The 19,692-nt window shown below is 59.7% G+C and carries 18 protein-coding genes; 5 read left to right on the top strand and 13 right to left on the bottom strand.

Annotated elements, in window-relative coordinates:
• On the bottom strand, positions 1 to 949 hold a 949-nt coding region (locus tag VFW72_RS07880; protein ID WP_329673733.1), incomplete at its 3' end, for a vWA domain-containing protein.
• 46 nt (positions 950 to 995) lie between these two features.
• Between VFW72_RS07880 and VFW72_RS07875 the strand changes: the two genes are divergently transcribed.
• Positions 996 to 2,177 carry a GGDEF domain-containing protein gene (locus VFW72_RS07875; protein WP_329673732.1) on the top strand — a complete coding sequence of 394 codons (1,182 nt, stop codon included), beginning with the start codon at positions 996 to 998 and terminating at the stop codon, positions 2,175 to 2,177.
• Between the two features lie 47 nt (positions 2,178 to 2,224).
• Here VFW72_RS07875 and VFW72_RS07870 read toward each other — a convergent pair whose 3' ends face one another.
• Positions 2,225 to 3,067: a MoxR family ATPase gene (locus tag VFW72_RS07870; protein WP_329673731.1), complete on the bottom strand. Its 843-nt coding sequence runs from the start codon at positions 3,065 to 3,067 to the stop codon at positions 2,225 to 2,227.
• Between the two features lie 103 nt (positions 3,068 to 3,170).
• Between VFW72_RS07870 and VFW72_RS07865 the strand changes: the two genes are divergently transcribed.
• Complete coding sequence (locus tag VFW72_RS07865; RefSeq protein ID WP_329673730.1) at positions 3,171 to 3,866, top strand: c-type cytochrome; 696 nt, start codon at positions 3,171 to 3,173, stop codon at positions 3,864 to 3,866.
• An 11-nt stretch (positions 3,867 to 3,877) separates the two neighbouring features.
• On the opposite strand, the gene VFW72_RS07860 is transcribed toward VFW72_RS07865, so the two are convergent.
• The 3 genes from VFW72_RS07860 to VFW72_RS07850 form a co-directional block, all read right to left on the bottom strand.
• Positions 3,878 to 5,629: a type I secretion C-terminal target domain-containing protein gene (locus VFW72_RS07860; RefSeq protein WP_329673729.1), complete on the bottom strand. Its 1,752-nt coding sequence runs from the start codon at positions 5,627 to 5,629 to the stop codon at positions 3,878 to 3,880.
• 98 nt (positions 5,630 to 5,727) lie between these two features.
• Entirely contained in the window at positions 5,728 to 6,159 is a 432-nt protein-coding gene (locus VFW72_RS07855; RefSeq protein ID WP_329673728.1) for a DUF1841 family protein, read from the bottom strand.
• Between the two features lie 16 nt (positions 6,160 to 6,175).
• Positions 6,176 to 6,529 (bottom strand): FKBP-type peptidyl-prolyl cis-trans isomerase, encoded by a 354-nt coding sequence (locus VFW72_RS07850; protein WP_329673727.1) that lies wholly within the window; start codon positions 6,527 to 6,529, stop codon positions 6,176 to 6,178.
• A 108-nt stretch (positions 6,530 to 6,637) separates the two neighbouring features.
• Between VFW72_RS07850 and VFW72_RS07845 the strand changes: the two genes are divergently transcribed.
• Complete coding sequence (locus VFW72_RS07845) at positions 6,638 to 7,702, top strand: OmpA family protein (protein ID WP_329673726.1); 1,065 nt, start codon at positions 6,638 to 6,640, stop codon at positions 7,700 to 7,702.
• Positions 7,703 to 7,715: 13 nt separating this feature from the next.
• On the opposite strand, the gene urtE is transcribed toward VFW72_RS07845, so the two are convergent.
• The 5 genes from urtE to urtA form a co-directional block, all read right to left on the bottom strand.
• Positions 7,716 to 8,420: an urea ABC transporter ATP-binding subunit UrtE gene (gene urtE, locus VFW72_RS07840; protein ID WP_329673725.1), complete on the bottom strand. Its 705-nt coding sequence runs from the start codon at positions 8,418 to 8,420 to the stop codon at positions 7,716 to 7,718.
• Positions 8,421 to 8,422: 2 nt separating this feature from the next.
• Complete coding sequence (urtD, locus tag VFW72_RS07835) at positions 8,423 to 9,319, bottom strand: urea ABC transporter ATP-binding protein UrtD (RefSeq protein ID WP_329673724.1); 897 nt, start codon at positions 9,317 to 9,319, stop codon at positions 8,423 to 8,425.
• Positions 9,316 to 10,431, bottom strand: a complete 1,116-nt coding sequence (urtC, locus tag VFW72_RS07830) for an urea ABC transporter permease subunit UrtC (RefSeq protein WP_329673723.1) — start codon at positions 10,429 to 10,431, stop codon at positions 9,316 to 9,318. The genes urtD and urtC overlap by 4 nt, the downstream gene beginning before the upstream one ends.
• Entirely contained in the window at positions 10,428 to 11,873 is a 1,446-nt protein-coding gene (gene urtB / locus VFW72_RS07825; RefSeq protein ID WP_329673739.1) for an urea ABC transporter permease subunit UrtB, read from the bottom strand. Before urtB ends, urtC begins: the two co-directional genes overlap by 4 nt.
• 135 nt (positions 11,874 to 12,008) lie before the next feature.
• On the bottom strand, positions 12,009 to 13,286 hold the full coding sequence (gene urtA, locus VFW72_RS07820) for an urea ABC transporter substrate-binding protein (RefSeq protein ID WP_329673722.1): 1,278 nt from the start codon (positions 13,284 to 13,286) through the stop codon (positions 12,009 to 12,011).
• A gap of 141 nt (positions 13,287 to 13,427) precedes the next feature.
• Between urtA and VFW72_RS07815 the strand changes: the two genes are divergently transcribed.
• Positions 13,428 to 14,177 (top strand): fused MFS/spermidine synthase, encoded by a 750-nt coding sequence (locus VFW72_RS07815; protein ID WP_329673721.1) that lies wholly within the window; start codon positions 13,428 to 13,430, stop codon positions 14,175 to 14,177.
• A gap of 12 nt (positions 14,178 to 14,189) precedes the next feature.
• On the opposite strand, the gene VFW72_RS07810 is transcribed toward VFW72_RS07815, so the two are convergent.
• The 3 genes from VFW72_RS07810 to VFW72_RS07800 are packed head-to-tail and all read right to left on the bottom strand — an operon-like array spanning position 14,190 to position 19,273.
• Entirely contained in the window at positions 14,190 to 14,753 is a 564-nt protein-coding gene (locus VFW72_RS07810) for a heme-binding beta-barrel domain-containing protein (RefSeq protein ID WP_329673720.1), read from the bottom strand.
• 60 nt (positions 14,754 to 14,813) lie between these two features.
• On the bottom strand, positions 14,814 to 15,770 hold the full coding sequence (locus VFW72_RS07805) for a response regulator transcription factor (protein ID WP_329673719.1): 957 nt from the start codon (positions 15,768 to 15,770) through the stop codon (positions 14,814 to 14,816).
• Complete coding sequence (locus VFW72_RS07800) at positions 15,767 to 19,273, bottom strand: hybrid sensor histidine kinase/response regulator (RefSeq protein ID WP_329673718.1); 3,507 nt, start codon at positions 19,271 to 19,273, stop codon at positions 15,767 to 15,769. Before VFW72_RS07800 ends, VFW72_RS07805 begins: the two co-directional genes overlap by 4 nt.
• 60 nt (positions 19,274 to 19,333) lie before the next feature.
• Here VFW72_RS07800 and ureA point away from each other — a divergent pair, with 60 nt between their 5' ends.
• Positions 19,334 to 19,636 carry an urease subunit gamma gene (gene ureA, locus VFW72_RS07795; protein WP_329673717.1) on the top strand — a complete coding sequence of 101 codons (303 nt, stop codon included), beginning with the start codon at positions 19,334 to 19,336 and terminating at the stop codon, positions 19,634 to 19,636.
• Positions 19,637 to 19,692: the final 56 nt, after the last annotated feature.

Genomic DNA, 19,692 nt, shown 5'->3' with positions numbered 1-19,692 from the left:
GGATCTCGTAAGGGCTCATGGTCGCATCCCCCACAAAGATCAGTTTGTAGTCCTTGTTGTACTTGCGCAGGATGTCGTAGGTGGGGATTTTTTCCGTGAAGCGCCGATGGTTGTTCTTCCACATGAAGTCGTAGACGCAGTTGTGGAAGTAATAAAACTCCAGGTGCTTGAACTCGGATTTGGCGGCCGAGAACAACTCTTCCACCCGATGGACGTGATCGTCCATCGAACCGCCCACGTCCATCAGCAAGAGCACTTTGACCGTGTTGTGGCGCTCGGGCACCATCTTGATGTCCAGCATGCCCGCATTCGCGGCCGTGCTGTGGATGGTGTCATCCAGATCGAGCACCTCGGCTGCGCCCTGACGGGCGAACTTACGCAGACGACGCAGGGCCACCTTGATGTTGCGGGTGTCCAGCTCGATGGTGTCGTCGTAGTCCTTGAACTCGCGCTTGTCCCACACCTTGACGGCGCTGCGGTTGCGCGAGCGGTCTTGACCGATGCGGATGCCTTCCGGGTTGTAACCGTAGGCCCCGAACGGCGAAGTACCGCCGGTGCCGATCCATTTGTTGCCGCCCTCGTGGCGCTCTTTCTGCTCTTCCAGCAGTTCTTTGAGGCGATCCATGAGCTTGTCCCAGCCCATGGCTTCGATCTTGGCCCGGTCTTCTGGGCTCAGCTCACGCTCGAAATGCTTGCGCAGCCACTCTAGGGGTATATCCTTAGTGAGGTCGATCTGGCCCGCCACCCCCCCGAAATAAGTGGAGAATGCTCTGTCGAATTTATCGAAATGCGTTTCGTTCTTCACCAGGGTCATACGGGCCAGGTGATAGAACTCGTCCACCGACGGACCGATCAGGTCCTGCTTGATGGCTTCGAGCAGGCTGAGGTACTCGGGAATAGTCACCGGCAGCCGAGCCGAGCGCAAAGCGAAGAAGAAGTCGATGAGCATATGAAGTCCTTCGAATTAGCGTCTATTTTGGCCTGAAGCACCGACGATGGACGCGTCCTTGCAGTTATTGGCCTTCGTTTTCCTCAACCAGGCACTCACCACGGCCATCTGGTGGGGAGCTGGCACTTGGCTGGGCCTGTCGCGCCGGGCTGCGCGCCACTGGGTCGTCGCCGGGCTGGCCAACGGGATCAGCCTGACGCTGACCGTCGTCAACGGCGGCTTGCAAAACACCCCCCAGATGCTGACCGCCGCGGCCATCGCGGTACTGGGCTGCATCTCCATCCGTCGCGGCATGCAGGCGTTCTTGCGCATCCGGCACACCGACCGAAGCCATATCGTGCTGGGGCTCGGGTTGTGCATCTTCAATTTCGGCGTGTGCATTCCTCAAAACTGGTTGGTAGCCGGCATGCTGGCCGGAGGCGTGGTGGCCTGCTCCGTGCTGCTGGCCTGTGCCCGAGAGACATTCAACCCGATCGCGAGGGAGTACAGCCGGGGCATGGCGCACGCCCACAATGTGATCATGGCTTCCAGCGCATCCGTGTTTGGTGGCGTCACCCTCACCGCCGTTTTGCCCGACGTTCGCTGGCCCTGGTACCACTTCAGCCCGCAAGCCGGTCAATTTGCTCTGGTGTTCACCTGCGTTTCTCTGGCCATTCTCAGCAGCGTGCTGCTTCTGTACTTCGTGGTCATGCGCCTGGTGCACAAGCTCGAGTACATGTCACAGCACGATGCCCTCACCGGCCTGCTCAACCGGCGCGCCATTGAAATGATGCTCGGGCGCGAAGTTCAGCGTCTTCAACGATTCGGCCAACGGTTTGCCGTTCTGATGGTCGACATCGATCACTTCAAGCGCATCAACGATCGCTATGGCCACGCGGCTGGCGACATGGTGTTGTGCAAGGTTGCCGAAGCACTGAAGGCGCACGCGCGTGAAGTCGACCGCGTGGCCCGCTATGGCGGCGAGGAGTTCTGCGTCTTGCTGCCGCACACCGAACACGAGGGGGCCGTGCAGGCTGCCGAACGACTGCGCGCGGCGGTCAGCCAGATCAGCATCCCGTGGGAAAACGAAACCCTGACCGCGACCGTGAGCACAGGCATGGCATGCGCCCGCGACACCAAAGAAGACCTCAACTCTTTGCTGCATCGCGCAGATGCGGCGCTCTACCGGGCCAAGGCGGAAGGCCGCAACCGCGTGGTGGTGTGCAACGAGGTTCGCGCAGCGGCCTGACTCAGCAGGCCGCGCGCAGGCTCAGCCCTGCTGCCAAGCGCCTCTGCTCAGCGGTTCTGCCGGGCCATGTAGACCAGGCGTTCGAACAGGCTGAGGTCCTGCTCGTTCTTGAGCAAGGCGCCCACCATGGGGGGCACGCTGACTTTTTCGTCCTTGCTTTGCAGCGCCTCGACGGGGATGTCTTCCGCCAGCAGAAGCTTCAGCCAGTCAATCAACTCGGAGGTGCTGGGCTTCTTCTTCAACCCAGGCAAGTTGCGCACTTCGTAGAAGTGGCGCATGGCCGCCGCCAACAGCTCTTTCTTGATGCCGGGGAAGTGCACCTCAACAATCTGCTTCATGGTGTCCGCATCAGGGAAGCGAATGTAGTGGAAGAAGCAGCGGCGCAGGAAGGCGTCAGGCAGATCTTTCTCGTTGTTCGAGGTGATGATGACCAAGGGCCGGTTCTTGGCCTTGACCATCTGGCGGGTCTCGTAAACGTAGAACTCCATGCGATCAAGTTCACGCAACAGATCGTTGGGGAACTCGATGTCGGCCTTGTCGATTTCGTCAATCAACAAAGCCACAGGCTGCTCGGCCTCGAAGGCTTGCCACAGCACGCCCTTGACGATGTAGTTGTGGATGTCCTTGACCTTTTCATCGCCCAACTGGCTGTCGCGCAGACGGCTGACGGCATCGTATTCGTACAGACCTTGTTGCGCCTTGGTGGTCGACTTGATGTGCCACTGCAACAGTGGCATGCCCAACGCTTCGGAGACTTGCTCGGCCAGCATGGTCTTGCCGGTGCCAGGCTCGCCCTTGACCAGCAAAGGGCGCTGAAGCTTCAGTGCAGCATTGACGGCCAGCTTGAGGTCGTCGGTGGCCACGTACTGGTCAGTTCCTTGAAATTTCATGACAAAACTCAACCGGGTTGTTACTGTGTTCGAGTATAGGCGGGGCGCCTTATATTGGTTTGAACCGTGTGTTTTTCCTTCGCTGCCATTTTTAGCCAGATCCATGAAAACACCTTCAAACGCCGTACGCCACCTGTCCATTTTGCAGTGGGGCATTGCCGCCCTGGTTGGGCTCTCTGCAGCCCCCCTCGCTCTGGCGCAGGAAGCAAAGCCCGGAGACCCCGCCGCCGCACAGAACAAGATCGCCATGTGCATTGGGTGCCACGGCATTGTGGGTTACCAATCGAGTTTCCCTGAAATTCATCGGGTACCCATGATTTCGGGACAAAACGCAAAATACATCGAAGCCGCGTTGCAGGCATACAAAAAGGGCGATCGCAAACACCCCACCATGCGTGGCATTGCCACGTCGCTGAGCGATCAGGACATCGCCGATCTGGCGGCCTACTATGAGCAATCGGGCAAAGACCTCCCCGCATCCAAGGGCAAGGCCTCAAGCCAGGCGGCGCAGGCTGAAGCCCTGATTCAGAAAGGCGCCTGCTTGAGCTGTCACGGCGAAGGCTTGAACAAACCCATCGATCCGTCTTACCCCAAGCTGGCCGGCCAGCATGGCGACTACCTGTACGTGGCACTGAAGTCTTACCAGACCACCAACAACAGCAAGATCGGCCGCGGCAACCCCATCATGGCAGGCCAGGTCAAGCAGTTCACATTGGCTGAACTCAAAGTACTAGCTAACCACATTGGTTCGCTGCCAGGCGATCTGAAGACCGTTCCTCAGCCGCCCGTTCGCAAGTAAGCCTGAGAAGATCAGGGGTCAACCAGCAGGTTCCCCTGCTTCAACAATGCGTTGATCACCTCGCTTGACGAGGCCGACGCCCCCAGCCCCAGACCGGCCCGCAGGTTCACGCCAGACAAAATGATGGCATGGTCCTGCAACTCGGGTTGGGGATGCTCTCCATCAAAGCGGCCCGTCGAGCTGATGTGCAGCACGGTCGACATGGTGGGCAGCGTTTCCACAGCCAGATAGTGCGACAACGCATCGCCGCCACCTGCGGCGTGCTCACCCTGAAGCAGATCACGCAGGTCAAGCACATCTGCGCCCTGGAAACGCGGCGAACCGAGTTCGAAGCCTTTGACCATATCGACCGAATTCACCATGGCCGAGCTAGGCAAATGCGCCTCACCGAGGTGCCATCTGAACACATCCGTGCCGCGGTGACCGTTCATCAAATCAAAGCCAGGCGTGCTGTCGACCCACACGGGGTGATTGATGACAAGGTCCAGTGAGATATCCACCGCATCCCCATCGCCGTCAAGCAGGGTGACGCGAACCGGATCCAGGGTGAAGTCGCGAACATCTTCGGGCGGCACATAGCTGTAGTCGCCTGTCAGCACGTTGATGGTGAGCGCCCCACCGTGCTGTGTCTGGACTGTCATGTTCGGCAGCGTGGGGTCAGCCAAATGGGTCTGGGCACCGACCATGACTTGATGCACCCCACCAAAGCCATCCAGGCCAAAGGTGGCGCCGTCCAGCAGTGAGCCCTTGATGGACGACTCGTCCAATCGAGACGCGGCGGCGATGAGATCGTGCGCTTGCGCAGGGCCCCCATCTTGCACCGAGAGCTGAACCAAGGCCACGTCTTTGGCATCGGGAGCGCTTGAGCGCAAAGCCAGATCCAGGGACAGGACGTCTTGCGCCAACGGGTTCGCATGACTGAGCCCTGCGTTCAGGGTAACCGCGATTTCGCCTGTCGCGGACAACCAATGGGCCTCCAGCACCGGCGTGCCATTGAGTGCATCGGCAGCAAAAGCTTTCAGCCCGCCTTGGCCATCCGACACCCACACCAAGGGCGAGCCATTGCTGGCATACAAAGGGGTTGACGGAGCAACCAGAGCCAAGTTGTCGGCGGCGTCGACCAAGGTCAAGTCAATCTGTACCTGCTTCACCGCACCCACCACCGGGCCGACTCGCCCCGCAACATCCCCCTCTGACAAGGAAAGGTTGAACAGTTGGGTGGCACGCCCGACATCAGGCAGGCTACCGTCAGCCGGAGGCAGCACGGCGCCCTTGTCCGGGCCCACGGTGGGGTCGGGCAGACCACCCGATGCCATGGGCGCGGCGGCATCCTCACCCGAGCCACGAGGTGTCTGAGCAAGAAAGACGTCTGGCGCGGAGGCTGCTGGACGCACAGGCGCCACGGCTTGCGTGAAACGGGTGGGCTGCAAGGATTCGTCAATGCGCTCAACCCGCAGCCCCGGCAACAAGCTGCCACTGCCGCTTGCGTTCAAACCAGAGGCCGGCTCGAATTCAGGCTCCCTCGACTCGATCGCCTTGATCGATCGGTCCACCTCGTTGGCCGACTGGATGTATTGAAGGATGCGAGGAGAAAGCGCCGCGGGCATGATTTCGACAATGCCCTTTTGATCGGTCAGAACCTGCTGACCCGTGGTCAACTCATCGCCAACACGAACGGCCTTGAGCGAGCCATCTGGCTGACGGAACCAGGCTTGGCCCCAGACCGCGGTCACACGACCGGCAGACATCGACAAAATCGGCATGGACTCCCCTGCGCTACTCACACTGAATGCCGAGAGTTTAGCGGCGGGAATTCGCCCCAAGCAGGCAGGCCAACCCTAAGGCCAGCCTACAGACCCGATCAGCGAGTGGCGCGCATCATCACGCGGTCGATGTAGGACTGCCCATCAAAGGGCTTGCCCGACCGCTGCGATTCCCAGACCATCTCGCCCAAGGCTTCCATGACCTCATGGTGCGCATCGTGCAAAGAGGGGCGGCGCTGGACGAGCTTTTCCACCGCAGCCTTGATGCCACGAGGCTGGTCGATGCTGACCTGCTCGGTAATGGACAGGTGCATGGACAAATGCAGGAAGGGGTTGGTTTGCCCCCCTTCCACGGAATACTGCCGGGCCACAGCCGCATCCGCGTCACTGAGGTCGTCGTGGTATTCCGGGTGCAGCACGATCCAGTCCACCGCCTGCGCCTCCAGAGGCGTCAGCGGCAAACTGTTTCGGTGCTTGGACCAGGCGTCGCAAAAGAAGCGACGCACTTGTTCCTGGCTCGGAGCAAACATGAACTCGGCCCGGCGATCAAACGCCCAGCAGATCCACTTCGAACATCAAGGTGGCGTTGGGAGGAATGACACCACCGGCACCGCGTGCACCGTAGCCCAGTTGAGGCGGGATGACCAGAATACGAGTGCCGCCCACCTTCATGCCTTGAACGCCTTCGTCCCAACCACGGATGACGTGACCGGCAGCCAGGGGGAATTCAAAAGGCTGGCCACGATCCTTGCTCGAATCGAACTTGGCACCCTTGACGCCGCCTTCGTACAACCAGCCGGTGTAGTGCACGGAAACGTACTGACCGGCCTTGGCAACTTCGCCAGAGCCTTCAACGGTGTCTTCGTATTGCAGACCAGAGGTGGTGGTGATGACGGGCATGTCGAATCCTTTCAGTTGAGGGGCGAAGTCTAACCGGTGCGGGCCGATGCGTTTGGCTAGACTGATGGATTGCCTTACCCCAAGGGAGAGATTTTGAAAACAAATAGCATGCTGCGCACCACCCTGTCTCTGTGCGCTTTGACGGCATTGCCGACCGCCGTGATGGCGTTCAACACCACTGAAACCGTGTTCAGCCTGTCAGACGACATGAAAAGCGCGAACAAGTACTTCAGCAAGCGAGCAGATGGCCAAGGCACCTACTCGTTCTTGTTTGGCGCCAACTTCAACCCCAATCTGATCACCTATGCCCGCCCCAGCAATTACCGTTGGGAAAACACGACCGAAGACGGTACGCGGTACAAGGCCCTGCGATTTCCGGGCACGTCTTCCTATGCCTATCTCGAACGCATCACCAACCGCGACGATTTTCTGGAGAAAGACAAGGACAACCCCAACCGCTACTACCTGACGGTGGACGGCTCGACCTGCATGGGAGCGACTTGCATGCAGGACGAAAGCATCATTTCCGTGAATGTGCCGACCCGATTCAAGGTGCTGAACTACTTTGCCAAGGTGGACGGCAAATGGCTGGAGCAGCGCACGGGCGACTGGAAGATCGTTGACAACACCTACACCTTCTATCGCCGTAGTCTGAAAGGCGCGATGGTCGGGCTGTACCTGGAAGACGCGGTCAGCTATGGCTATAACCAACTGACCGCCTCATTCGCTGCCAACAAGAACATCCAGGTCAACAACGAAGGCAATCGCATCCGGGTGGTGATTCCCGTCGAGAACCTGTTTGCCAGCGGTAGCGCCAGCATGTCCAAGCAAGGCCTGGAGTGGATCAAGATCCTGTCTCAGACCCTGAAGGAAATGAACTACGTGGAAGCCCGGGTCGAAGGCCATACCGACGACCAACCGCTGAGCAAGAAAGCCGGCGGGTTCTCCAACAACTGGGAGCTGTCGTCCATGCGAGCCACCAACGTGGTCTTGTACCTGCTGGGGCAAGGCGTTCCGAACGACAAGATTGCCGCCGTGGGCTACGCCGATTCACACCCGATTGCCAGCAATGCGACGGCAGAAGGACGCGCGAAGAACCGCCGCATTGAGTTCAGCATCATGACGGAAGAAGCGGTCCGCCAAGGTCAGGCCAGCGAGCAAGCCACACCGTGATCTCCAGGTGAGGTCAGATCGACATGAGTTGCCGAACCCCTTCGGCTTCCATGTTGGTCCCTCGGCCTCGCTGAATGATCTCACCGCGTTCCATCACCAGATACTGATCTGCCAGTTCCGCGGCGAAGTCATAGAACTGCTCGACGAGCACCACGGCCATTTTCTGGCCGTTCAAACCCTCATCGGCCAGTTTGCGGATGGCGCGGCCAATGTCTTTGATGATGCTGGGTTGAATGCCCTCGGTCGGCTCGTCGAGAATCAAGAGCTTGGGCCCGGCAGCCAGTGCGCGCGCAATGGCCAGTTGCTGCTGTTGGCCCCCAGACAAGTCACCGCCACGGCGGTGCATCATCTGTTTGAGAACAGGAAACAGGTCGAACAACTGCTCAGGAAACGGCGTGCTGCCCGGCTTGCTGGCCAGCCCCATCTGCAGGTTCTCGGCCACGGTCAGGCGCCCGAAGATCTCGCGGCCTTGCGGCACATAGCCAACGCCCATGCGCACCCGTTCGTAGGGCTTGAGCTTGTCGATGCCCTGCCCGTCCAGCTTGATGGCCCCGGACTTGATGGGCACCAGGCCCATCAGGCTCTTGAGCAAGGTGGTCTTGCCCACCCCATTTCGCCCAAGCACCACGGTCACTTCGCCCACCTTGGCTTCGAAATCAAGCCCGCGCAAGATGTGCGAGCCCCCGTAATATTGGTTGACGGCTTCAACTGTCAGCATGGTCAGCGTCCCAAATAAACTTCGACAACCTTGTCATTGGCCTGTACTTCGGCCAAGGTCCCCTCTGCCAGCACCGAGCCTTCGTGCAGCACGGTCACCTTCTTCTTGGCGGCATTCACCCCCTGGGTGGTCAGCTCACCAATGAACTTCATGTCGTGCTCAACCACCACCAGGGAATGAGCGCCCTCCAGCGACAGGAACAACTCGGCCGTGCGCTCGGTTTCTTCGTCGGTCATGCCCGCCACGGGTTCATCCAGCAGCAAGAGCTTGGGGTCCTGCATCAGCAACATGCCAATCTCCAGCCATTGCTTCTGCCCGTGCGACAGCAAACCGGCCGTACGCTGGGCCTGGCTCTTGAGATGAATGAGCTGAAGCATGGCGCCAATCCGGTCCAACTGCTCGCTGTTGAGCTTGAAGAACACCGAGGACCGCGCCCGGCGATCAGCCTTGAGCGCCAACTCCAGGTTTTCAAACACGCTGAGGTGTTCGAACACCGTGGGCTTTTGAAACTTGCGACCAATGCCAATCTGGGCGATCTCGCTCTCGCGCATCTTGAGCAAGTCAATGGTCGAGCCGAAATAGGCCGTACCACTGTCAGGTCGTGTCTTGCCGGTGATGACATCCATCATCGTGGTCTTCCCTGCACCGTTGGGACCGATGATGCAACGCATCTCGCCCACCGCAATGTCGAGGCTGAGCTTGTTGAGTGCTTTGAATCCATCGAAGCTGACCTCGATGTCATCCAGATACAGGATCGATCCGTGAGTGACGTCGAGTTGGCCTGGCTCGACCACGCGGCCATACGCCGCCTCGCGCCCTCCCGATTCGCCAGCCGTGGGGCTGACGCCTTTGGCCTTGTTCAAGGCGGCTGTGCCCGCTTCCATGAGGTCCGGAGTCATGCTTTTACCTCTGTATTCTTGTTGAACAGCTTCTTCACCCCACCGACGATGCCGTCGGGTAAAAACAGGGTAACCAGGATGAACAGCGCCCCCAGGAAGTACAGCCAGAACTCAGGAAACGCCACGGTGAACCAGCTCTTGGCACCGTTGACAAAGAAGGCGCCGATGATCGGCCCGATCAAGGTGGCGCGCCCCCCCACAGCGGTCCAGATGGCGATCTCAATGCCGGCTGCTGCAGACATTTCACTGGGGTTGATGATGCCGACTTGTGGCACGTACAAAGCTCCGGCAATGCCACACATCACGGCCGACAAGGTCCAGATGGCCAGCTTGTACGCCAATGGGTTGTAGCCACAGAACATGACGCGGTTTTCTGCATCACGAATGGCTTGCAAGACACGGCCAAACTTGGTGTGGACCAGCCAACGCGCCATCAGGAAGAATCCCAACAGGGTCAAGCCGGTCAACACAAACAAGACCATGCGGGTGGACTGCTGCGCGATCGGGATGTCCAGGATGCGCTTGAAGTCGGTGAAACCGTTGTTGCCACCGAAGCCTGTCTCGTTGCGGAAGAACAGGAGCATGGCCGCAAAGGTCATGGCCTGGGTGATGATGGAGAAGTACACCCCCTTGATACGCGAGCGGAAGGCAAAGAAGCCAAACACGAACGCGAGCAAGCCAGGCACCAACACCACCAGCAGCATCTGACCGATGAAGGACTCGGATAAGGTCCAGTGCCACGGCACAGTCTTCCAGTCCAGGAAGACCATGAAGTCTGGGATGTCGGCACCATAGCTGCCATCGCGGCCGATCTGACGCATCAAGTACATGCCCATGGCATAGCCGCCCAGGGCGAAGAACAAGCCGTGTCCCAGCGACAAGATGCCGGTGTAGCCCCAGATCAAATCCATGGCCAAGGCACAGATGGCGTAGCACATGATCTTGCCGATCAAGCCGACGGCGTAATCAGACAGGTGAAACACCGAGTCAGCAGGCACCATCAAGTTCAAGATGGGCGCCATCACGGTCACCACCACCACAGCGGCCATCACGGCTGCCCAGCCCTTGGTGCCAAGCATCAGCCCGCCCTTGGGTTTCAACATATCGGTCATACCTCACGACCTTTCATAGCAAACAAGCCCTGTGGACGCTTCTGAATGAAGATCACCACGATGACCAACACCATGATCTTGGCCAGCACAGCGCCCGCCCAGCCCTCGATGAACTTGTTGATCAAACCCAGCCCCAGAGCGGCATACACCGTGCCAGCGATCTGGCCAACGCCCCCCAGCACCACCACCATGAACGAATCCACAATGTAGCTCTGGCCGAGGTCGGGGCCCACGTTACCGATCTGAGACAAGGCGCAGCCTGCCAGGCCGGCAATGCCGGCGCCCAAGGAGAACGCCATGGTGTCGACCTTGGCCGTGTTCACACCCATGCAAGAAGCCATCGGGCGGTTCTGGGTCACGCTGCGCACAAACAAGCCCATTCGGGTCTTGGCAATCAACAGGGTCATGCCAACCAGCACCGCCGCAGCAAAGGCAATGATGACCAGGCGGTTGTAAGGCAGGGTCAGGTTGCTCAACACGTTGAAGCCACCCGACATCCAGGCGGGGTTTTCCACCTGCACGTTCTGCGCCCCAAACACGGTGCGCACCAACTGCATCAACACCAGGCTGACACCCCAGGAGGCCAGCAGTGTCTCCAGTGGTCGGCCGTACAGGAATCGGAACACGGTGCGTTCCAGCACAGCGCCCACCAACGCAGCGGCCAAGAAGGATGCAGGCACCGCCAACAGCAGGTAGTAGTCAAACGCATCGGGCAGGTACTGCCGGAACAGGTTCTGGATGACAAAGGTGGCATAGGCCCCGATCATCATCAGCTCACCATGGGCCATGTTGATCACGCCCATCAGGCCATAGGTGATGGCCAAGCCCAGTGCGGCCAGCAACAAAATCGAGCCGAGACTCACCCCGGTGAACAGCACCCCGGCATACTCACCCCAGGCCAACTGGCGGTTGACCTTGTCCAATGCCGCCTGCATGGCGCCTTTCACTGCGGCATCGGTTTCGGACTCGTCTTGCAAGCGTTCCATCAGGCGAGCCCGCGTTTCCGGGCTGGCCATCTCACCCAAGGCTTTGGCTGCTTCAAGCCGTTTGGCCGGGTCTGCGGAGGCCAGCAAGGCCCGCTGGCGTACGGCCGGATCAGGTGACGCGGCGGCGAGGACTGCTTCAATCTCGCTGCTCATGCGGTTGTTGTTGATGACATCTTCGGCGTCATCGGGAACGGTTGCGGGCTGGCCAGTTGTAGCGTCTTTCGCTTGACCATCTTCGCCCACGATCAACACTTGACGCCCGGCCAGCTTGACGGAATCGTTCAACATCGCCTGCAGTAGAGGCGTCAATGCGGGGTCGCCTTTGGGTGCCAACTGTTGCAGCGCGGCAATGCGCGCATCGTTGTCGCCCGCAGTGACCGAATAGGCTTCATCGGCAGTCAAGGCGTGCGCCGAGAGCCCTATGGTGCCGATCACCCAGGTTGCGGCCAAGCGCATCACGCTGTTCCAGGTTCTTCTTTTAGTGGGCATGTCCTGCATCCAGACTGGAAAGAGGGGCAAAAAAAGGCCCCGCGGGGAATCCCCCGACGGGGCCAATCGCTCTGCCTCAAGTCAAACAATCAAGGGGTCAGATCACTTGGTGTCGGGTTCGTCCTTCTTCTTGTCGTTGCCGGCAATGAAGGGGCTCCAAGGTTGGGCCTTGACGGGACCTGGGGTCTTCCAGACCACCTTGAACTGGCCATCAGCCTTGACTTCGCCAATGAACACCGGCTTGTGCAGGTGGTGGTTCTTCTCGTCCATCTTGGACATGAAGCCGCCAGGTGCAGGGAAGGTTTGGCCGGCCATTGCGGCAATCACCTTGTCGGTATCGGTGGTGCCGGCCTTCTTTACCGCTTGCGCCCACATGTTGATGCCGATATAAGTGGCTTCCATTGGGTCGTTGGTCAGGGGCTTGTCCTTGTGGCCAGCGATGTTCTTGGCCTTGGCGTATGCAGACCACTTCTTGATGAACTCGGCGTTGGTCGGGTTCTTGATGGACATGAAGTAATTCCAGGCAGCCAGGTGGCCAACCAGTGGCTTGGTGTCCACACCACGCAGTTCCTCTTCACCCACCGAGAAAGCGACCACGGGCACGTCCTTGGCCTTCAAGCCCTGATTGCCCAGTTCCTTGTAGAAAGGCACGTTGGAGTCACCGTTGATGGTGGACACCACCGCAGTCTTCTTGCCTTCAGAAGCGAACTTCTTGATCTTGGCGATGATGGTCTGATAGTCGGAGTGACCGAAGGGGGTGTACTCTTCCATGATGTCGGCCTCAGCCACACCCTTGGACTTCAGGAACGCGCGCAGGATCTTGTTGGTGGTGCGAGGGTACACATAGTCGGTGCCCAGCAGCACGAAGCGCTTGGCCGAACCACCGTCCTTGCTCATCAGGTATTCCACAGCGGGAATGGCTTGCTGGTTGGGCGCCGCACCGGTGTAGAACACGTTCTTCTCGAGTTCTTCACCTTCGTATTGCACGGGGTAGAACAGCAGGCCGTTGTTTTCCTTGTAGACGGGCAGTACCGACTTGCGAGACACGGAAGTCCAGCAACCAAAGGTCACGGCAACCTTGTCCTGGGTCAGCAGTTGCTTGGCCTTTTCAGCAAACAGAGGCCAGTTCGAAGCGGGGTCGACCACCACGGGCTCCAGCTTCTTGCCCAGCAAGCCGCCCTTGGCGTTGATTTCGTCAATCGCCATCAGGACGGTGTCCTTCAGAACGGTTTCGGAAATGGCCATGGTGCCCGACAGCGAATGCAGCACGCCCACTTTGATGGTGTCAGCCGCTTGGGCCATGGTGCTGAAGGCCAGGCCTGCCACGCCCAGGGCGACAGCAGACAGGGTTTGGGTGGCGGCGCGACGAGAAATGTTCATGAGGGCTTGCTCCTGTGGGAGATGGGTTGAACGCTGAACTCTTTTTCAAAGTCCGATTCGTGATCGGATGAGTTCAGTGTGCCCACGTGCCCCAAAGTGGTGAATACGCCATGTGGCGTATCGCATGAGAGACTCTCACCCATGAGTACGCCGACAGAACCCCCTCGCCTGCATCTGAACAAGCAGACGGTTTCTTTGAGTTTCGAGTCCACGCTGATTCAAAGCAGCATGCGCCGCGCAGACCCCAATGAACTGGTGCTGGACTACACCCGCACCATGATGGGGGCACTGCTGTTCGACAGCCAGCCAGGCCATGTCTTGATGATTGGCCTGGGCGGCGGCTCCATGGTGAAGTATCTGTATCACTATGTGCCCCAGGCGCGTATCACGGCGGTGGAGATCAACCAAGGCGTGATCGACATGCGGCAGGAGTTCTGCATCCCCCCCGATGACGAACGCCTGCGGGTGTTGTGCGAGGACGGTGCCCTTCATGTGGCACAACACCGTCGCACATACGATCTGATATTGGTTGACGGGTTCACCGGTGAGGGGCTTCCGCCCGCGCTGAGCTCAGACGCGTTTTACCGTGCCTGCAAGGCAGCATTGAAGCCAGGCGGCATCATGGTGGCGAACGTTCAGGCCGACACCCAGGAAACACGCACGGTGGTCAAACGCATCCAGAAGGCGTTTGATCGCGCAGTGATCTCGGTCGAGTCAGACGAGGGTGGCAATGAAATCGTGACGGCAGGCGAGTTCGACACCTTCATGGCTGCACGCGCTGACTTCACTCGCCGTTGGGAGCGGCTGGACAAGGTGCACAGAGAAACGTTGTCTGTCTGCTCCAGCCGTTTCGAGCGGGCTCTGCTTCGCCTGCAGGAGCCCGCAAACTGATCGACGTCAGTCTCAGCTCACGCGCTTGAGCGTGTTCCCATCGGTGTGCTGGAACTTCTTGCCGTAGATGTCGAGCACGGTGGTCTCGGAATAGGTCAAGGTGTCGCCATCGACCATGAACTTGGCGTTGAAAGCCACCGTCTTGGCCTTGTCGCGCATGAAGGGCTGCTGCACGATGGTCCAGTCTGGGTTGTGCAAACCGGCCTTCACTTCGAAGGTCACTACGGAAGAACCCGCCTCGGCCTTGGCCACGCCGCCAGCGATCACGCCCACCGCACGTGGAATCAACAGCGAATGAGAGATGGTGCCCGTAGCCTGGTCCCACATCCAGTAGCCGCACTGGTCATGGAACACCTTGTTGTTCGACTTGCGGCTGACTGTCTGGTGGTACCGCAGCCCCACCAGCACCTGCTCTTCGGCGTTGGTCACGTCGCCAATCGGCGTGAAGGTGATGGTTTCGAAATACGGACTTTCCTCTTTGCCATCGGGCTCAGGCGCCACATCGAGGCCCTTGTCGCCCTGCCAGGTGCCAATCAGCCCGGTGAGCGGGCCGTAGTCGATCTCGTTATCAGCCATGTCAGTCTCAACGAATAGGTCAAATCAGACCACATCGTAGTCGATGGCGACAGGCCCGATTCAGCGCATTTTCAACTGCGCCACGCGGCTCAGCGCCAACCCGGCCGCTGCGGTTCGGGTCTCCACACCCAGTTTCGGAAAAATGTGCTCCAGCTGTTTTTTGACGGTCGCCGGGCTCGAACCCAGGATGTCACCAATGTCACGGTTGGTTTTGCCACGCACCACCCAGTACAGCACCTCACCCTCGCGAGCGGTCAGGCGAAACTCCTGCGTGATCGCTTCAATCAGAACCCGGTCGGAGGTTTCGGTCATCACCAACAGCCACTCCTCTTCCCCGGTGGGCTGATGCAGCGCGAAAGTCAATCGCGCCCCGGCCTGGTTCACGAACCAACTCGGGGGCGTACCGCCCTGCGCCTTGCCCAGCCGATCCGACGCGGCCTGACGCACCCACCCGAGCAATTCTTGAGGCGCCACCCCGTCCGGGGCATCGAAGTAACGCGCCAGCAATTGCCTCGCCAAAGGCGTTTGCCAGGGCAGCCGGCCGTCCTTCAGGCTGATGGTGACCGAAGCATGACCGAATGCATCCAGGGCATTGCGCGCCTGTCTGGCCTGTCGAGCTCCCTGCATGTGCGCCTGAATTCGCACCAGCACTTCCTTGGGCCTGATCGGTTTGGTCACATAGTCAATGCCGCCCGCATCAAACGCGCTGACCACGTGCTCGGTGTCAGTCAGGCCGGTCATGAACACGATGGGAATGTGGCTGGTTTCACCCTGGGCCTTGAGCCGACGGGCCACCTCAAAACCGTCCATGCCGGGCATCAAGGCGTCGAGCAAGATGATGTCGGGAACTGCCTGACTGGCTCTTTGCAGGGCAGCTTCACCATGGGTGGCCACCAGCACGGTATAGCCGGCGTCGTCCAGGGCATCGTGCAGCAAGGACAGGTTGTCCGGCACGTCGTCGACGATCAGAACCACATCGGTTCGACTGCGATCGAGGTGATCGAGCATGGGAGTCATGTAGCAAGGTCCTGGTTGGAGGCTGGGGGCGTCATCGCATTGCGAATGACCACCGCCATGGCATCCAGTTGAAATTGTCGGGCCATGTCGCGCATGCGCTGCACAAAGCCGTCGCAATGGGGTTCCGATTGGGCGATCTGGTCGAGCACACGGTGCACGCCGCGCACATAGCCCGACTGAATTTGTTCGTCCAGATGGCGCAATGCCGCAGCTGAGGGCATGAGCCCAGGGTCTGCCGCGTCGGCTCGCTGCACTTCGATCCATTCCAACTGCAGGCGCCGGCCCAGCCAGTCGAGCAACTCCGTCACCCGGACGGGCTTGACCATGAAGTCATCGGCACTGATCCCGACGTTGTTCTCGGCGCCTTTTTCAAACGCATTGGCCGACACGATGGCAACGGGCGCATCACTCAAAGCCTCGGCGCGAATGGCCTCCACCGTGCCCCAGCCGTCGAGCCCCGGCATGGCCAGGTCCATGAAGAACGCATCGGGCTTCATGGATGAAGGCCCATGCCGCAACATGGCCAGACAGGCCAGCCCCGACTCGAACGGCATCACATCAAAGCCCATGGGCTCAAGGATGCGAACCAGAAGCCCCCGGTCGGCTTCCTCGTTGTCAACCACCCAGATTCGCCTTCGCGGCCCTGCATATCCCGTGCGCACGCCTTTGACAGGTGATGGCGCCAGGTGCGTCTGGCGAACCTGCGGCAAGAACAAGCGAATTTCGAACGTGGTGCCCAAGCCGGCTTGGCTGGACACATTCATTTCGCCCCCCATCAGGTCGGTCAGCATCTTGCTGATGGTCAAACCCAAGCCTGTGCCACCCGCAGACTGGCCCGCAGCCGACGAACCCCGCTCGAATGGCTCAAAGATGCGCGCCAGTTCATCGGCGGCAATGCCAGGGCCCGTGTCCACAATTTCGATGCGCGCCATCTCTCGGGCATGCCGCACCTTGAAGGTCACCTGCCCTGTGTGCGTGAACTTCACGGCATTGCCCAGTACGTTGATGAGAATCTGCCGCACGCGTCGCTCATCGGCTTTCACGACTTCAGGCAGATCGCTGCCCAGATCATTCACAAACCGCAGCCCCTTCTGACGGGCCTGTGGCTCCACCACGGCGACGATCTGATCCAGCAGCTCTTTCAAGCGGACCGGCTTGGGCGCCAGGGTCAGCTTCCCGCTTTCAATACGGGCCAGATCAAGCGTCCCCTCGATCAGCGAGAGCAGGTGATCCCCTCCACGCTTGATGACGCCAACGGCATGGCGCACGTGCTCGGGCAAGTTCTGGTCCTCATCCAGCAATTGGGCGTAACCCAGGATGCTGTTGAGCGGGGTGCGTAACTCATGGCTGATGTTGCTGATGTAGCGCGTCTTGGCCTGATTGGCCTGATCGGCCTGCTGCTTGGCCTGTTGCAGCTTCTGGTCGGTCACACGGTGCGACTCGATTTCCTGCACCAGCAGATGCGTCTGCCGATTTGACTCTTCCTGCGCCACCTTGCGGCTCTTGTGCGTCAGCACCAGCCACCAGCCGACCACACCCGACACCAGCAGCAAGACCACATAGATTTTGACGAAGCCGTGCTGCAAAGCAGTGGCCAGAGCATCAAGCGATTGCAGAGCAAACACATCCAGATCGCGCAGATGCTGCTGGTAAACCATGCCGAATAACAGCGCCATGGCCGGCGCCAGCACCCCGATCAACAGCAGAAACTGGCCCAACTCGGTGTCCAGGCGGCGCCAGATCACAGCGGGCAAGATCCTTTGGGCCACCTCCTGCCACTGGTGCGACAGCCTCGCCTCGGGCTTGCACAGATCCTGGCATCGGGCATCCAGAGAACAACACAGCGAGCAAATGAACCCCTGATAGGCCGGGCAATGGGCCATGTCGTCGGTTTCGTACTCACGCTCGCACACCGTACAGGTATGCAAAGCACGCAGGCGAATGACCTTACCCAGGGGCTTGCCATCGTCTTCCAGGTGCCGACCGAATGGCTCTCGTGCCAGGTAGTAACGCCCTTGCGTGGCCCAGGCAATCAAAGGCGACACAATCAAAGCCGTCACCAAGGCAATGACGGCAGAAAACGCTTGTGCAACCTCTCCCATCCACCCCACATAGGCCAGCACGGACAAGAGCGAAGCCGCGCCCATGGCCCCTACTCCCACTGGGTTGATGTCATACAGATAGGCCCGTTTGAATTCGATGCCGGGGGGCGACCAGCCCATGGGCTTGTTGATGACCAGGTCGGCTACCACCGCCATCATCCAGGCAATGGCAATGTTCGAGTACAAGCCCAACACCTTGCCCAAAGCCTGAAAGAGATTCAACTCCATCAGCATCAAGGCGATGAGAGCATTGAAGACCACCCACACCACACGCCCCGGGTGGCTGTGGGTGACGCGTGCAAAGAAGTTCGACCAGGCCAGCGAGCCAGCGTAGGCGTTGGTCACATTGATCTTGAGCTGGGAAATCACCACAAAAAATGCGGTCACTGCCACCGCCCAGGTGGGTTGATGCAGCACCGACTCCCACGCCCCCAGATACATCTGATTCGGATCCAATGCACGTTCGACTGGCAAGAAGTGGCGCAAAGCCAGATAGGCAAGCAAAGCCCCGCCCAACATCTTCAACACCCCGGGTATCACCCAGCCGGGCCCGCCCATGAACACCGACAAGCGCCAACGCAGGCCCTCGCCTTGACGAGGTTCGGGCATGAAACGCAGGTAGTCCGCTTGCTCACCCATTTGCGTGATCAAGGCTATGCCCACCGTCAGGGCCGAACCGAATCCGATCAGGTCAAATTGGCCCCGATCGCCATTTACGCCGGCATAGCCCATCAGTTCCGACACGATGCCCGGGTGCGCCTGAAACACGAACACATAGGGCAGCACCAGCAGCACCAACCAGATGGGCTGGGTGATCCACTGCAAGCGACTGATGATGCTGACCCCGTGGGTAACCAGTGGCACCACCACCAAGGCGCACAGCAAATAGCCCCACGAAGGCGGAATGTCAAAGGCCAAGTCCAGGGCATAGGCCATCACAGCCGCTTCAAGCGCGAAGAAGATGAAGGTGAACGAGGCGTAGATCAGCGACGTGATGGTAGAGCCGATGTACCCAAAGCCTGCGCCACGCGTCAGCAGGTCCATGTCCAGCCCATAGCGCGCAGCATAAACGCTGATAGGCCAGCCAGCCAACAAGATGATCAACCCGGTGACGACGATGGCCCAGAAGGCATTGATGAAACCGAAGTCGACCAGCAAGGTGGCCCCCACGGCTTCCAGCACCAGAAAGGACGCCGCCCCGAAGGCCATATTGGCCACCCGAAAGCGACTCCACTTGCGTGCCGAGCGAGGCGTGAACCGCAGGGCATAGTCTTCCAGCGTTTCCTTGGCCACCCAACTGTTGTAGTCACGGCGCACCTTGACGACCCGCTGCAATGGCGGGTGCGCCGAAGCGACAGGGTCTGCGCTGGGGGCTTGACGAATCGGGTCTGGGTTTTGCATGGTGTGGCCTCAACCTACTTCCATAAGCAATGAGCGGTCCACCCCGGACCCGGCCACACCATGGACCTGACGCCCAGAGAAAAAGACAAGCTGCTCATCTTCACCGCCGCCTTGCTGGCGGAGCGACGCAAAGCGCGTGGCCTGAAGCTGAACTACCCGGAAGCGGTGGCGCTGATTTCTGCCGCCATCATGGAGGGGGCACGCGATGGCAAGACCGTTGCGGCCCTGATGAGCGAGGGCAAAACGGTGCTCACACGGGACGACGTCATGGACGGCGTGGCCGAGATGATTCCGGAAATCCAGATCGAAGCCACTTTCCCGGATGGCACCAAATTGGTGACTGTGCACCAACCCATTGCGTGAGTGCGGCGCGCAGCCAAATTGATCACCGATTTGGTGCAAACCCACTGCCATTCCTC

The sequence above is a fragment of the Aquabacterium sp. genome, from assembly GCF_036273115.1.
In the GTDB taxonomy this organism is placed as follows: domain Bacteria; phylum Pseudomonadota; class Gammaproteobacteria; order Burkholderiales; family Burkholderiaceae_C; genus Aquabacterium.
Note: the sequence above shows the minus strand (reverse complement) of the source record. Positions and strands in the feature narration are given on the sequence as shown.